At 73.6% G+C, this 12,984-nt stretch carries 10 protein-coding genes; 3 read left to right on the top strand and 7 right to left on the bottom strand.

What is annotated here, in order from left to right:
* Together GTW08_RS06535 and GTW08_RS06530 are read right to left on the bottom strand one after the other, a co-directional pair.
* On the bottom strand, positions 1 to 860 hold an 860-nt coding region (locus GTW08_RS06535), incomplete at its 3' end, for a protein kinase domain-containing protein (RefSeq protein WP_161151575.1).
* Positions 857 to 1,435: a hypothetical protein gene (locus tag GTW08_RS06530; RefSeq protein ID WP_073574038.1), complete on the bottom strand. Its 579-nt coding sequence runs from the start codon at positions 1,433 to 1,435 to the stop codon at positions 857 to 859. The genes GTW08_RS06535 and GTW08_RS06530, both read right to left, overlap by 4 nt.
* A 518-nt stretch (positions 1,436 to 1,953) precedes the next feature.
* On the opposite strand from GTW08_RS06530, the gene GTW08_RS06525 reads away from it, so the two are divergent.
* Positions 1,954 to 3,369: an MFS transporter gene (locus GTW08_RS06525; RefSeq protein WP_073574037.1), complete on the top strand. Its 1,416-nt coding sequence runs from the start codon at positions 1,954 to 1,956 to the stop codon at positions 3,367 to 3,369.
* 36 nt (positions 3,370 to 3,405) lie between these two features.
* On the opposite strand, the gene icmF is transcribed toward GTW08_RS06525, so the two are convergent.
* Both icmF and GTW08_RS06515 read right to left on the bottom strand, forming a co-directional pair.
* The gene (gene icmF, locus GTW08_RS06520; protein ID WP_073574036.1) at positions 3,406 to 6,669 is read right to left on the bottom strand and encodes a fused isobutyryl-CoA mutase/GTPase IcmF; all 3,264 of its coding nucleotides are present in this window, start codon (positions 6,667 to 6,669) and stop codon (positions 3,406 to 3,408) included.
* A gap of 113 nt (positions 6,670 to 6,782) precedes the next feature.
* Positions 6,783 to 7,088, bottom strand: a complete 306-nt coding sequence (locus GTW08_RS06515; protein WP_073574035.1) for a hypothetical protein — start codon at positions 7,086 to 7,088, stop codon at positions 6,783 to 6,785.
* A 76-nt stretch (positions 7,089 to 7,164) separates the two neighbouring features.
* On the opposite strand from GTW08_RS06515, the gene GTW08_RS06510 reads away from it, so the two are divergent.
* Positions 7,165 to 8,034, top strand: coding sequence for a maleylpyruvate isomerase family mycothiol-dependent enzyme (locus tag GTW08_RS06510; RefSeq protein ID WP_237453597.1), 870 nt, complete (start codon positions 7,165 to 7,167; stop codon positions 8,032 to 8,034).
* A gap of 22 nt (positions 8,035 to 8,056) precedes the next feature.
* Here the strand turns inward: GTW08_RS06510 and GTW08_RS06505 are convergent, their stop codons facing one another.
* Both GTW08_RS06505 and GTW08_RS06500 read right to left on the bottom strand, forming a co-directional pair.
* Positions 8,057 to 9,778 carry an alkaline phosphatase D family protein gene (locus GTW08_RS06505; RefSeq protein WP_073574034.1) on the bottom strand — a complete coding sequence of 574 codons (1,722 nt, stop codon included), beginning with the start codon at positions 9,776 to 9,778 and terminating at the stop codon, positions 8,057 to 8,059.
* A gap of 43 nt (positions 9,779 to 9,821) precedes the next feature.
* Positions 9,822 to 10,784, bottom strand: coding sequence for an ROK family protein (locus tag GTW08_RS06500; protein WP_083658039.1), 963 nt, complete (start codon positions 10,782 to 10,784; stop codon positions 9,822 to 9,824).
* Between the two features lie 81 nt (positions 10,785 to 10,865).
* On the opposite strand from GTW08_RS06500, the gene GTW08_RS06495 reads away from it, so the two are divergent.
* The gene (locus tag GTW08_RS06495; protein WP_083658038.1) at positions 10,866 to 11,996 is read left to right on the top strand and encodes a DoxX family protein; all 1,131 of its coding nucleotides are present in this window, start codon (positions 10,866 to 10,868) and stop codon (positions 11,994 to 11,996) included.
* A gap of 73 nt (positions 11,997 to 12,069) precedes the next feature.
* Here GTW08_RS06495 and GTW08_RS06490 read toward each other — a convergent pair.
* Positions 12,070 to 12,984: hypothetical protein (locus tag GTW08_RS06490; protein ID WP_202416502.1), on the bottom strand; the 915-nt coding region annotated here is incomplete at its 5' end.

Raw genomic sequence — 12,984 nt, 5'->3', positions numbered from 1 at the left:
GCGGCGAGTGCCGCGGCGTCGCGCGGGCGCCGGCCCGGGTCCTTGGCCAGGGACTGCAGGAGCACCTCCTCCAGCGCGGGTGGGACGCCCGGGCGCAGCGACGACGGCCGTGGCGGCGTCTCCCGCAGGTGCGCCACGACCACCGCGAGCGGGTCGGCGTCGGTGAACGGCGGCCGTCCGGTGAGCGCGGTGAACAGGCAGCAGGCCAGCGCGTACAGATCCGCACGGCCGTCGAGGTGCGCGGCGCCGCGGCCCTGCTCGGGGGCCAGGTAGAGCGGGGTGCCGATCACATGACCGGTCCGGGTGCGCCCGGCGCCGTCGCCGAGGCGCGCGATGCCGAAGTCGGTCACGACGACGGTCCCGTCCGGGCGCAGGATGATGTTGCCGGGGGTGACGTCGCGGTGCACCACCCCGGCCCGGTGCGCGGCGGCGAGCGCCTCGGACACGGCCGCCCCGATCCGGGTCACCTCCCGCGGCTCCAGCGGGCCGGTCCGCCCGATGCGCCGCGCGAGGGTCTCGCCCTCGACGTAGGACATGACGACCCAGGCCGTGTGACCGGTCGTGCCGGTGTCGTGCACGGTGACGACGCCGGGGTGGTCGATCGCGGCGGCGGCGCGGGCCTCGTCGCGCAGCCGGGCGACGTCGCCGTGGTCGCCCGCGCGCAGCAGCAGCTTGACCGCGACCGGGCGGTCCAGCTCCCGGTCGTGGGCCAGGTGCACCGTCGACATCCCGCCCCGGCCGAGCACGTGGCGCAGCTCGTAGCGCCCGCCCACCACGTCACCCGCGCCCGGCAGGCCGGACGGGATCTCGTCGGTGCGTTCCGGTCCGGCCGCGCCCGGCAGCTCGGCCGTCCCGCTCACGACGCCGGCAGCGTCCGCTGCGTGCTCTCCGGGTGCCCGGCGCCGATCAGCTCGTCGAACAGGTAGCCGTGGTCCAGCATCGCCCGGCGCAGCGACTCCGTGTCGGCGTCGTCCTCGGCGACGGCGACGGCGTGTGCCGCACGGTAGTGCCCGACCAGGTCGGGGTGGTCGACCGAGATCATCTCCTCGCGCTCGGAGAAGTGCTCGACCGGGTAGCCGCGGGTGCGCATCACCTGCTGCAGCAGGAGGTCGGTGTCGCGCAGCCCGGCCCGCGGGGTGCGGACGAAGGCGTTCTGCGCACCCGCGAAGTCCCCGGCGAACCGCTCGCGCTCGTCGGCGTCGAGGTCGCGTACGTCCAGCTCCCGGCGCCGGCTCAGCCGACGGCGCAGCTCGGTCTCGCCGCGGTCCTTCCCACCGGACTGCTCGACGACGTGGTCGTACTCCTGCCCGAAGTGCCGGCGCAGGGCGGCGGTCCTCCGGCGGCCGCGCACCCGGGACCCGACCACGAGGGCCAGGCCCAGCACGACCAGTACCACGACGGCGACGACGACCCACAGCATGACGTCCGGTGACATCGGTGATCCCCCTCCGGGACGAGACCCGTCCGAGCAGCATCCCGCCCCGCCGGCGATCACGCGCGGTGAACACAGGCAGGTCCCTCCGCATGGAGGAGTGACGCTCCGGAACGCGGGGCGCGCTGCTCCGTCCGCGTACGCAGGTGTGCGACACGCCGGGAGACGGTGCTCCGGGCAGGTGGAATCGTCTTCGGAACGGGAGGACATGTGTCCGTTTCGTCACCCGTGTGGAGCACACCCCCGCCGTCCGGCACGCTCCGCCGTCTGCCACGGTGGAGAAGCCCCCACCACCCCAGCAGCACCCCGGGAGGACCCCCGATGAAGAAGGCCGGTCGCAAGCTCTCCAAGGCCGCCGAGTCGTTCGTCGAGGCCATCGGCATCCTCGGCGGGTGGAACCGCGGGCGTCGCCGGAGCCGGTCCCGCCGCTGACGTGGGTGGGCGTTGCCACCGCCCGACTGTTTAGCTTGTGGTAAGCACATCATGTCCGGTTCCTCCGGGAAGACAGGTGTGCCCACCACGTGACCGACGCCGCCCACGACACCCACCGCCCGGCCGGGGACGGCTCCGCCGGGCCGCCCGGCGAGGACCCGCTGCCCCGGCGCGTGCCGGTCTTCGCCGTCGTCGGTCTGGCGCTGCTGATGTTCTCCCTCGACGGGACGTCGGTCGCCACCGCGCTGACGACGATCAGCGGCGACCTCGGCGCCGACCTGGCCTGGACCGGCTGGGTCGTGACCGTCGCCGCCGTCGGGCAGATCCTGGCGTTGCCACTGGGCGGCTGGCTGTCCGACCGCTTCGGCGGCCGGCGGATGTTCCTGGCCGGGGTCGCCGTGTTCACGGTGATGTCCGGGCTGAGCGCGCTCAGCCCCTCGATCGGCGTGCTCATCGCCTGCCGGCTGGTGCAGGGCCTCGCCGGCGGCGTGATGCTGCCGGCCGCCAACGGGATCGTCGCGCACCAGTTCGGACGTGACCGGGACCGGGCGCTCGCCCTGTTCACCAGCGTCTTCCCGATCGGCGCGATCCTCGGACCGCTGGTCGGCGGGCTGGTGCTCACCACCTGGACCTGGCACGGCATCTTCCTGGTGAACGTGCCGATCGGGATCCTGCTCGTCGCCGTCGGGCTGGCCCTGGTCGACGACCCTCCGCACCGGCGGACCGCGCGGATCGACGCCGTCGGGATCGCGCTGCTCGTCGTGACCCTGCTGGCCACGATGCTCACCATCACCCGGCTCGGCTCGCCGGGGTCGGGGCCCGGCTGGACCGTCCTGGCCGCTGTGGTCGCGCTGACGACGGGTGCGGTGTTCGTCCGGCACGCCCGGCGGCGGCCCGACGCGGTCGTCCCCGTCCACCTGCTCGCCGGACGCGGTCTGGGCATCATGAACGTCACCAACGTCGTCTTCGGCGCCGTGGTGATCGGGTTCTCGGCGACCCTGCCGCTCTACGCCCAGGTCCGCTACGACCTGCCCGCGTTCGTCGCCGGGGCGCTGCTGACCGGCCGCGCGATCGGCACCATCGTCACCTCGGCGGCCGCGGTCGCGCTGCTGCGCCGGCTGGGCTTCCGGCCGCTGCTGCTCGGGGGCCTGGTCGCCGTCGTCGCCGGGCTGGTGGTCACTGCGGTCGCGCCCCTGTTCGGCGGGCCCACGGTGTGGCTGCTCGCCGGCTCCACCCTGCTCGGCCTGGGCACGGGCCTGTCCGGGCCGGCCGCCAACAACGCCGGTATGCACCTGGTGCCCGACGAGGTCGCTGCGGTGTCCGGGCTGCGCATCATGTTCCGGCAGATGGGCGGCATCGCCGCGGTGTCGGTGCTGACCGCCGCCGTCACCGCCGCCGAGGACCCGGGCGTGGCCGCCGGGATCGCCTACGGGGTGCTGGCGGTGGCGCTCGCGGTGGTCGGCCTGGCGGCCGCGCGGATCCCGAACCGGCGCGGCCGCTGGTGAGGGAGGCGGGGCCGGGTGGACCGGCCCCGCCCGCCGTCACATGTTGCGCCGGTACTGTCCGCCGACCTCGAAGAACGCCGTCGTCAGCTGACCCAGCGAGCACACCCGCGCGGCCCGCATCAGCTCGTCGAACACGTTGCCGTCACCGGTCGCGACGTCCTGCAGCCGCCGCAGCGCCTGCTCGGCCTCGGTGCGATGCCGGGACTGGAAGTCCGCGAGCCGGTCGAGCTGGGACTGCTTCTCGGCCTCGGTGGCGCGGGCCAGCTCGATCTCCTGGTGCGCCTCGTCCGGGTCGGCCGGCTTGAGGAAGGTGTTGACGCCGACGATCGGCAGCTCACCGGTGTGCTTGCGGTGCTCGTAAAGCATCGACTCGTCCTGGATCCGGCCGCGCTGGTAGCCGGTCTCCATCGCGCCCAGCACGCCGCCGCGCTCGGCGATCGACTCGAACTCGCGCAGCACGGCCTCCTCGACCAGGTCGGTGAGCTCGTCGACGACGAACGAGCCCTGCAGCGGGTTCTCGTTCAGCGACAGACCCCACTCCTTGTTGATGATCATCTGGATGGCCATCGCGCGGCGCACCGACTCCTGCGTGGGCGTGGTGACCGCCTCGTCGTAGGCGTTGGTGTGCAGGGAGTTCGCGTTGTCGTAGAGCGCGCAGAGCGCCTGCAGCGTGGTGCGGATGTCGTTGAAGTTCATCTCCTGCGCGTGCAGGGACCGTCCCGAGGTCTGGACGTGGTACTTCAGCTTCTGGGAGCGCTCGTTGGCCCCGTAGCGCTCCTTCATCGCGACCGCCCAGATGCGGCGGGCGACCCGGCCGATCACCGTGTACTCGGCGTCCATGCCGTTGGAGAAGAAGAACGACAGGTTCGGCGCGAAGTCGTCGACGTCCATACCGCGCGCCAGGTAGCTCTCGACGAAGGTGAACCCGTTCGCGAGGGTGAAGGCGAGCTGGCTGATCGGGTTCGCCCCGGCCTCGGCGATGTGGTAACCGGAGATCGAGACGGAGTAGAAGTTGCGCACCTTGTGCGCGATGAACCACTCCTGGATGTCGGCCATCATCCGCAGCGAGAACTCGGTGGAGAAGATGCAGGTGTTCTGGCCCTGGTCCTCCTTGAGGATGTCGGCCTGCACCGTGCCCCGGACGTTCGCCAGCGCGTAGGCGACGAGCTCCTCGCGCTCACCCCCGTCGGGCTCGCGGCCCTGCTCGTCGCGGAACCGGTCGACCTGCTGGTCGATCGCGGCGTTGAGGAAGTAGGCGAGGATCGTCGGCGCCGGGCCGTTGATCGTCATCGACACGGAGGTCGTCGGCGAGCACAGGTCGAAGCCGTCGTAGAGGGCCTTGAGGTCGTCCAGGGTCGCGATCGAGACGCCCGAGGTGCCGACCTTGCCGTAGATGTCGGGGCGGGTGTCCGGGTCGTGGCCGTAGAGGGTGACCGAGTCGAACGCCGTGGACAGCCGCTTGGCGTCCGAGCTCTCCGACAGGTACTTGAACCGCCGGTTGGTGCGGAACGGGTCGCCCTCGCCGGCGAACATGCGGGCCGGGTCCTCACCCTCCCGCTTGAACGGGAACACCCCGGCGGTGAAGGGGTAGAAGCCGGGCAGGTTCTCCCGGCGCAGGAAGCGCAGCAGCGCGGCGTCGTCGTCGAACTTCGGCAGCGCGACCCGGCGCACCGGGTTGCCGGACAGCGTCTCGCGGGTCAGCTTCGTGCGGAACTCCTTGTCCCGCACGGTGTAGACGTACTCGTCGCCGGAGTAGTCCTCGACCCGCGACGGCCAGGACTCCAGTAGCTCGGCGGACTCGGCGGGGACCTTCTTCTCCGCGGCGCGCAGCGCCTCGTCGAGGTCGTCGCCGCCGACCAGCTCGGCGGCGGTGCGCAGGTGCTGCGCGGTGCGGACCGCCCGGGCGTGGGTCTCGGTGTCGGCGTGGTAGTCCCGCACCGCACCGGCGATGTCGGCGAGGTAGCGGACCCGCTCCGGCGGGATGACGGCCGCGTAGTCGCTGGAGGTCTTGGTGTCGACGCGGGGGAGACGTCCCTCGCCGACGGTCAGGCCGCCCTCGGCGAGCAGGTCGCGCAGGTGCTGGTAGAGCGCGGTGACGCCGTCGTCGTTGAAGGTGGCGGCCGAGGTGCCGTAGACCGGCATGTCCTCCCAGGTCGCGCCGAACTCCTCGCGGTTGCGGACGAGTTGGCGGCCGACGTCGCGGCGGGCGTCCTCGGCGCCACGGCGCTCGAACTTGTTGATCGCGACGACGTCGGCGAAGTCCAACATGTCGATCTTCTCGAGCTGGGAGGCGGCACCGAACTCCGGCGTCATCACGTACAGCGAGTGGTCGACGAACGGGACGATGCCCGCGTCGCCCTGGCCGATGCCGGGCGTCTCGACGACCACCAGGTCGAACCCGGCGGAGCGGAGCACCGCGATGGTGTCGCCGAGCCGCTCGGGCAGCGAGCCGCCGTCGTTGCCGCGGGTGGCGAGGCTGCGGAAGAACACCCGGTCACCGGACAGCGCGTTCATCCGGATGCGGTCGCCGAGCAGTGCGCCACCGCCCTTGCGTCGGGTCGGGTCCACCGCGAGCACCGCGATGCGGAGCTTGTCCTCCTGGTCGAGCCGGAACCGGCGGACCAGCTCGTCGGTCAACGAGGACTTGCCGGAGCCGCCGGTGCCGGTGATGCCGAGGACCGGCACCGGGCGCTCGGAGGCGGCGATGCGCTCGCGGACCTCGTCGGGCAGCGTCCCGGTCTCGGCCATCGTGAGCGCGCGGGCGAGGGTTGCGGTCTCGCCGGAGAACACCCCGTCTGCGAAGGCGGAGCCGACCGCGGACGCCGACGACGCGCCCTCGGCGGTCAGGTCGGTGTCGCACTCCCGGATCATGATGTTGATCATTCCGGGGAGGCCCAGGTGCTGGCCGTCCTCGGGGGAGAAGATGCGCGCGACACCGCGGGAGTGCAGCAGCTCGATCTCCTCGGGGACGATCACGCCGCCGCCCCCGCCGTAGACCCTGATGTGGCCGGCGCCGCGCTCGCGCAGCAGCTCGACCAGGTAGGAGAAGTACTCGACGTGCCCGCCCTGGTAGGACGAGATGGCGATGCCCTGCACGTCCTCCTGGATCGCGGCGGTCACGACCTCGTCGACCGAGCGGTTGTGGCCGAGGTGGATCACCTCGGCGCCCTGTCGCTGCAGGATCCGGCGCATGATGTTGATGGCGGCGTCGTGCCCGTCGAACAGGCTGGCCGCGGTCACGAAACGGACCGGGTGCGTGGGGACGTGCAGCTCGGCCTGTGCGTTCGTGTCCGTGCTCATCGGGGACGTTCCTCCCGCCGGGCGGACGGCGGTGTCCCGGCCGGTTTAGTTTGACATCCTAGTATCGGACGTACAAGGAACTCGGCGAGCGTCACAGGGGCCGTACGTGCGGATCAGGCCGCGTCGCGTGCCGCGGGCTCCCCGGTGGCCGGAGCAGGCTGCTCGCGGACCCGGCGGGCGTGCCGGCCGGTCGGCCAGGACGTCTCCGAGCCGATCGCGTCGGGCTCGTCCTCGTGCGCGACGAGGTCGTCGTCGGCGGGTAGAGGGGGGTCCACGACGTCGGACAGCGCGCGACGCGCCCGGGCGAGCTTGCGCGCCCGCCAGCGCTTCCCGGCCAGCCCGGCGACGAGCCCGAGGGTGGGCAGCAGGATCCCGGAGGCGATGACCAGCACCACGGAGTACGCGGGGAATGCGGCCACCAACAAGAAGGCCGTCAACGGCCAGTACAGCAGTGCCCGCCCCGCGCCCCGTCGCGTCCAGTCGCGATGAGGCGGCATGATCCTTACCTACCCGAACTCCGCGATCGTCATGCACGACTCGCCGCAACCCGCCCACATGTTCCGCGACCGGGGGTACGAATTCATGACCACGACACCGGACCGCACCGCGGTCGACCCGTACGCCGCCGTCCTCCTCGCGGAGAACGACCGGCTGGCCACCCTCCTGACGACGGCCGATCCGGCCACCCCGGTCCCGACCTGTCCGGGCTGGTCTCTGCTGCAGCTGCTCCGCCACGTCGGGCGCGGGCACCGGTGGGCGGCCCGGATGGTCGCCACCGGCGCCACCGAGGCCCTCGACCCCCGCGAGGTGCCCGGCGGGAAGCCGCCAGAGGGCGGCCCGGAGGTCGCGGCGCAGTGGCTGCGCGACGGTGCGACCGAGCTGCTCGACGCCGTCGTCGCGGCCGGGCCGACCGCGCCGGTGTGGACCTTCACCGGTCCGCAGCCCTCGGCGTGGTGGGTGCGGCGGCGGCTGCACGAGGCGACGGTGCACCGCGCCGACGCCGCCGTCGCACTCGGGGTTCCGTTCCCGATCGACCCGCAGGTCGCCGCCGACGGCGTCTCGGAGTGGCTGGGCCTGCTCGCCGCCCGCCCCGCCGCCGACGAGCCACCGCTCGCCGACGGCGCCACGCTGCACCTGCACTCCACCGACGACGTGCCGGACGCGGCGGGGGAGTGGATGGTGCGTGGCGCGGGCGGGCGCGTGGTCTGGGAGCACGGGCACGGCAAGGGCGACGCCGCCGTCCGAGGCACCGCCGCCGACCTGCTCCGGGGCGTCACCCGCCGCATCCCCGCCGACGACGACCGTCTCCAGGTCCTCGGCGACGCCGAGGTCTGGACGGGCTGGCTGGCCCGTACCGGGTACTGACGGGCCGTCGCCGCCGCCCCGGTCAGACCGCCGGGGTGGTCCCCCTCCGCTGCCGCGCCGCCAAGGGCGGGGCCTGCGGGGTCAGCACGACCTCGGCCGCGGTGTCGAGCACCGCGGCCGAGCGCGGCCGCTCGAACCGGCACGACGCCCGTCGTCCGTCGGTCTCCAGGGTCGCGACGAGGTTGCCGAACAGCGGACCGGTCGTCCGCTCCCAGGCCACGCCCGCGCCGCCGGTCCCGGTCCGGCGGGTCCAGCGGGTCGTCATCCTGCCCAGCAGACGCGACCAGGTGATCCGGAACATCACCCGCATCACCGCGGGGACCACGTTGTGCACCGGTGAGCAGGTCAGCTGGTGGACCCGGGTGCCCTCCGGACCGCGGCCCGGCCGGTCCCCGGGGGTGTGGGTGTGCACGTCGGCGACCGCGGCGTAGGAGTGGTGGACGTCGCCGGACAGCACCGACACCGTGGCCGGCGGGGCGTCCCCGGCGCGCGGGCGGCACGCCTCGCGGATCAGCTCGGCGAGCCGGGCGAAGGAGTGCCCGAACGCGGGCCAGTGCTCCAGGTCGGCCTCCTGGCGGGCCCACTCGGCGACGGCGGCGACCCGGCCGGACCCGTTTGCGCCCTTCTCGGTCGCGGCCTCCAGGTCGGAGATGACCTGGGGCATCAGCCAGGGCACCGAGGTGCCCAGGACGAGGTGGTCCATGTCGCCGGGGGCGAGCGCCTTCGCCGAGATCCAGTCGAACTCGGCGTCGGACACCATCCGGCGCGGTGTGGACTCGACGATCCGCCCGTTGCGGGAGTCGATGACGATCAGCCGCGTGCGGCCCAGCTCCCAGCAGAAGGAGAACCGCTCGTCCTTGTGGGTGTCGTCGCCGTCGCCGGTCTCGCGGTCCCACAGGGCGGCCCGCTCGGACAGCAGCGGCCAGACGTCGCCCTCCGCGGCCTGCACCTCCTGCCAGGTCCGGTCGGCGGCGAGCTCGCCGGGGGACAGGTTGCCCAGGTGCTGGTGGACCCAGTAGGAGGCCAGGCCGGAGCAGATGCGCTCGGACCACCAGGGCGTGCGGGCGATCTGCTCGCGCCAGGCGCCGGAGGTGTTCCAGTCGTCGCGGACGTCGTGGTCGTCGAAGATCATCGCGGTGGGGACGGTGGAGAGCATCCACCGCACCTCGGGGTCCGACCAGGTGTCGCGGTAGAGGCCCGAGTACTCGTCGAAGCCGACGATCTCGTCGTCGGGCCAGTCCGGGTGCCGCTCCCCCCGCCCGGCGATCCGCCGCCGGGTCTGTGGGGTGAGCTCGTCGGCGTAGACCTGGTCGCCGAGCAGCAGCAGCGTGGTCGGCCACGTCTCCGGGGGCAGCCCGGCCATCCGGCCGGCGTAGGCGTCGAGCGCGTCGAGGCCGTACTGCCGGGCCAGCTTCGGGTCGGCCGGCTTCACGTAGCGGCAGGAACCGAAGACGATCCGCTGGTGTGCGTCGGTGTCCGCGCCGCGCGTCGCGATCAGGCTCGGCGGGAACGGCGAGTGCGGGAGCGGCCAGACCTGCTCGCCGTCGAGGTGGACCTCGTAGGCGGTGCGGGTGCCCGGGGTCAGCCCGGTCACCTGCACCAGGGCGAAGTGGTGGCCGGCCACCTCGAAGGTCGCGGCGTCGCAGCCGAGTACCGAGACGCGGCACGGGTCGGAGGTCTGCACCCAGACCAGTGCGCTGGTCTCGTCGACGTGCCGCAGCACCGGTCCGAGCAGGAGTGTCACCCGTCCGAGCGTAGTCGTGTCCCGAACCGGTCGCGGAGCGAGATCACGTCTCCTCGAGCGCCAGCAGCCCCGCGCCGATCTTCCCGGCGTCGCCCTTGTAGGTGGCGGGCAGCACCGGCGGGATCGGGCGGACCTCGGGCGGGCCGTAGTGGAACTCCCGGGCCGCCCGGCGCGCCGGCTCGAGCAGGAGCTCGCCCGCGTCGACCAGGCCGCCGCCGATCAGCACGACCTCGAACTCGAAGATCGCGTTGATGCTGGCGATGCCGATCCCCAGCGACCGCCCGAGCCGCTGGAACAGCGACGCCGCCGTGCTGTCGCCCGCCATCGCCGCCATCGTCACGTGCTGGCCGGTGACCTCGCCCCCGGCCTCCGCGGCCAGGGTCGCGATCATGCCCCGCGGGTCGTGCAGGGCGGCGCTGCGGCCCATCCGGGTCAGCGCGGTCCCCGACGCGACCGCCTCCAGGCAGCCGTAGTTGCCGCAGCCGCACTGCGGGCCGTCCGGGTTGACGTTCATGTGCCCGACCTCGGCACCGAGCCCGTGCGGGCCGCGGTAGATCTTCCCGTCGAGCACGATCCCCGCCCCGACGCCGGTGCCGACGGTCAGCAGCACCATGTGGTCGTTGCGGGTCCCGCCGAGCCGGGCCTCGGCCAGACCAGCGACGTTGCCGTCGTTGTCGACGACCACCGGCAGCCCGCACGCGGACTCCAGCAGGCCGCGGACGTCCCAGTTCTCGTAGTTGTTGTTGGGTGCCCAGCGGATCCGGCCGACCGGCCACTCCACGGTCCCCGCGGCACCGACGCCGATCGCGGACACGTCCGCCCCCTCGGCGTCGCCGCGCAGCTCCTCGACCATCTCCCGCAACAGGGTGGTCATCGTGTCCGCATCGGACGTGTCCGGGGTGTTGCGCCGCAGCTCGGCGTGGACCGTGCCATCCTCGCCCACGATCGCTCCGGCGACCTTCGTTCCTCCGATGTCGAGCCCGATGGCCCGCCGTCCGTTCGTCACCCGGGCATGATTGCCATCCCACGGCGGTGACGCCACACCCACCCCGGGTTTGCGGACGGACGAGCCGGGGAAAGGTGCCCCATGCCAGTCTTGCGACGTGTAGCCCGACCCGCCCTCGCGGCCGTGTTCATCTACGGCGGAATCAACGAGCTGCGGAACGCCGACGCGTTGACTCCCGCCGCACAGCCCGTCCTCGACCAGGCCGCCCCGGCCATCGACAAGGTCGTGGAGAACGCCCCGCTGGACCGTCGCCCGGACAACGAGACGCTGATCAAGGTCGACGCCGGGGTCAAGATCGTGGCGGGCTCGCTGCTCGCGCTGGGCAAGTTCCCCCGCCTGTCGGCCACCGCGCTGGCCGCCTCGCTCGTCCCGACCACGCTGGCCGGGCACCCCTTCTGGGAGGAGACCGACCAGCAGAAGCGCGCCGACCAGCAGATCCACTTCCTCAAGAACGTCGGCCTGCTCGGCGGGCTGCTCATCGCGGCCGCCGACACCCACGGCAAGCCGTCGCACGCCTACCGGACGCGCCAAGCGGCCGAGCGGGCCCAGGCCCGGCTGTCCGGCTCCGGTTCCGACACCGGTGCCCAGCTCGCCGCGGGACTGGCCGGCGCGGGCACCTCGATCGCCGCGGCCGCCGCGGGCAGCCGGGAGAAGCTGACCGGGGCCGTCGAGGAGTACGGCCCGGTCGTGCGTGAGCGCGCCACCGAGTGGGGCGGCAAGGCCTCCGAGCAGGCCGCGCACCTGTCCGAGGTCGCCTCGGACAAGGCGTCCACCTGGTCCGAGCAGCTCTCGGCCGCCGCCGAGCGCACCTCGCAGGCCGCCCAGAAGCAGGCCGCGGCCGCCGAGAAGCGCGGCGCCAAGCTGGCGAAGGCGGCCGAGAAGCGCGGTGCTCAGCTCGAGAAGGTCGTGGACAAGAAGGGCGCCCGGTACCGCAAGGCCGCCGGGCGCACCGGTGACCGGTGGGTGCGCGAGGCCGAGAAGCGCCGCGTCCGCTGGGAGAAGCAGGCCCGCAAGGCCGCCGCCCGCGCGGAGAAGCGCGCCCCCGAGTACGCCGACCGCTTCTCCACCCTGGTCACCCAGGCCCAGTCGCAGGCCGCGAAGCTGGGCTCGGACCTGGCCGACCGCGCGTCGGTGGCCGGTGCCGAGGCCGCCAAGCAGGCCAAGGCGTCGGCGAAGGACGCGCGCAAGCGCGCCAAGGCCGTCGCCCGCTGACCCACCGCGACACCCGTCCACGGCCCTCCCGTCCGGCTCCGCGCCGGACGGGAGGGCCGTGACGTGTCCGGGGTCAGACCGGGCGCAGCACCTGCAGCTCGCCCGAGTCGAGCGACCGCACCTCGACGACGACCCGGCCGTCCCACACCGGGGAGCGCAGCGCGTTCGCCATCCGCGTGAACAGCGCCTGGCTGCGTGCGTTGGCCGCCGCCTGGTCGGCGATCAGGTTCGGCATCATCCCGCCGGAGCGCTTGCGCACGGTCTGCGGGAGCGTCGACAGCGTGGTCAGCAGCCGGTGCAGCCGCGCGACGTCGGCGGCCCGGCCCGCGAGGTCGCTCTCGACCAGGGGCCGCAGCGCGGTCAGCGGCCGGTTCGGGGCGCGCAGCAGGTGGTCGGCCGCGGTGAGCAGGATGCGCCGGGCGTCCAGGACGAGTGCCTGGTAGGCGCCGTGCACCGCGGCCGGGAACCCGGTCCAGCCGAGCTTGCCGACCTCACCGAGCGCGTCGCGCAGCGCCAGGCCGGGCGTGCCCGACGGGTCCGCCCCGGCGACGACCCGCTCCCAGCCCGCGATCCAGGCGTGCGTCTGGTGGCGCAGGACCGACAGGTTCGCGACGGCCGTCTCGAGCCCGCGCGACGGGGAGCCGCTGCCGGTCGCGTCGCCGTCGACGACGAGCGAGCCGCGTTCGAGCAGCTCGGTCTGGGCCTCGCGCAGCGACTCCTCGGCCGCGCGGAGCCGCGAGTCCAGCCGCATCACGCACGCCGGGGCCAGCTGGTCGACCGCGGCGGTCAGCTCGTCGAGCACCCGGGTCTGGGTGCCCGTCGCGGCGATCTCGGCCGCCGTGGTCAGGGTGAGCAGGCCCAGCCCGGCGCCGTGCCGGTCACCGGGTGCGGTGGGTGCGACCGGTACCAGCGCCGACGACCCGGGGGCCGCCGCGGCCGTCTCGCCGCCGGCCAGGCGCAGCAGCGGCTCGGCGCCGAACGCCTCGGG

It is taken from the genome of Pseudonocardia sp. SID8383 (assembly GCF_009864975.1).
Classification (GTDB): domain Bacteria; phylum Actinomycetota; class Actinomycetes; order Mycobacteriales; family Pseudonocardiaceae; genus Pseudonocardia; species Pseudonocardia alni.
This window is presented reverse-complemented; position numbering and strand designations above follow the sequence as displayed.

What these genes read in the sequence shown, in the direction of transcription:
- GTW08_RS06530 (WP_073574038.1), bottom strand. Translation starts at nt 1,435, where the DNA reads ATGTCACCGGACGTCATGCTGTGGGTCGTCGTCGCCGTCGTGGTACTG.
- GTW08_RS06510 (WP_237453597.1), top strand. Translation starts at nt 7,165, where the DNA reads ATGATCCTTACCTACCCGAACTCCGCGATCGTCATGCACGACTCGCCG.
- GTW08_RS06495 (WP_083658038.1), top strand. Translation starts at nt 10,866, where the DNA reads ATGCCAGTCTTGCGACGTGTAGCCCGACCCGCCCTCGCGGCCGTGTTC.
- icmF (WP_073574036.1), bottom strand. Translation starts at nt 6,669, where the DNA reads ATGAGCACGGACACGAACGCACAGGCCGAGCTGCACGTCCCCACGCAC.